We start from the raw sequence: 1,590 nt of genomic DNA, 5'->3' as shown, positions 1-1,590 counted from the left end.
CCCATTCTTTGAATATCTAGTTACATTATCAAAAATAATTTATTAGGAAGTCCAAAAAATAAGAGACTTCCTTTATTTTTTATGTTATTATAGTTACATACTAACGTGTAACTATATAGGTACAATTATGGTTGTTGATACTCCCGAACTTCCTCCTCTGCTTTTCAATAGAAATGGTAAATATACTTATGTCTGTTCTTATGAGAACGCATGGGATCCTGTACGTCACATGTCTGTCAGAGTCAAGGGCAAAACCGTTACCGTTGGTAAGATTATTGGCGGTAACCTAACCGGTACTATCGAATGGACTGAGGATTTCTTGAATCAGTATCCAATCCTCGAGAAATTAAAGACAACCAGAGTTGTTGATAAGCTAAAATCAAAAGGTAAACTTACGCGCTATAAGCTTGAATTTTCACAGGCTGAAGATATGGATGAAAACTCTTTATTCATAAGAAAGGCTGTTTCTCTAAAGGTACTCCATGCAGGTGCAACCTGGCTGCTTGATCAGATTGTTGCGTCAACACCTTTGTCAAAAGCTCTGAGCAGAGCTTTTGACAAGTATTACGGAGCCAGGAAGCTTCTTTCTCTAGCCTATTTCAAAGCAATCGAACCGGATAAAGGCATGTACCTGTACGAGGATTTTGCTTCAGGTACCAGACTTCCATACCACAGACCACTTGGAATCAGCAGCATCACCAGATTCCTCCAACATATTAATCAGGAAAGAATTGATCTTTTTTTGAAAAAGCTAAATGAGTGCTGCATCGAAGAAGAGGATGAGTCAAAGGAGAATGTTTACTATGCATTGGACTCAACCTCCATTTCAACCTGCTCTGACAACCTTGATTTTGCAGAATGGGGACACAACAAAGACGGAGACCAGCTAAAACAGATAAACGTGGTAATGCTTGTAAATCAACGCACAGGTTGTCCTCTGTACTACAGACACTACGCAGGATCAACACCGGATGTATCTACGTTTAACCATCTACTCAAGGAATATGCAAGGATGGGGTTAAATCGAAGAGCTGTTCTGGTCGCAGACAAGGGTTATGGTTCAGTCAAAAATATACATAAGCTCTATCAGGACAATCAAAGCTTTATCCTCAACATGAAGCTCAACTTCAGCATCTGCAGGAATCTGATTGCAAAGAATCTTTCCTATCTTCTTGATGACTGCAGTTATAACCGAAAACTTGAACAGAATGTTCTTACCACAGAGATTGACTGGAGCTATCCCGGTAACTACAACAAGGATTCCACAAGATGCAAACGCGAGAAAGGCCGAATGTTTATTCATATCTACCTTGATCATGAAATCAGGAATGAGGCTGAAGATAAATTCAGAGCCGGGATAGCAGAGCTGTTGGATAAGCAGAGAGAAGGTATTGAGCCGCTTACTCAGGATGAGACTGATTTCCTTTCTACCTATGTTACAGAAGATTCAAATGGAAGAAAGGTAATCAATAACATCAAGAAATTTGAATACATGCTGTGTAAGGGTATAAGAGTTCTGCTTTCAGATTTTGTAAGTGATCCTGTTGAAGCTTCACGCGCTTACACAGAACGAAATGAAGTTGAAGAAAG

The 1,590-nt window shown here is 39.5% G+C and carries 1 protein-coding gene; it reads left to right on the top strand.

The annotated features are described in order from the left end of the window. Nucleotides 1-127: 127 nt before the first annotated feature. On the top strand, nucleotides 128-1,590 hold a 1,463-nt coding region (locus tag T489_RS0112265), incomplete at its 3' end, for an IS1634 family transposase (RefSeq protein WP_031580304.1).

Origin of the sequence: Ruminobacter sp. RM87 (assembly GCF_000701925.1) — a bacterium.
In the GTDB taxonomy this organism is placed as follows: Bacteria; Pseudomonadota; Gammaproteobacteria; order Enterobacterales; family Succinivibrionaceae; genus Ruminobacter; species Ruminobacter amylophilus.
Note: the sequence above shows the minus strand (reverse complement) of the source record. Positions and strands in the feature narration are given on the sequence as shown.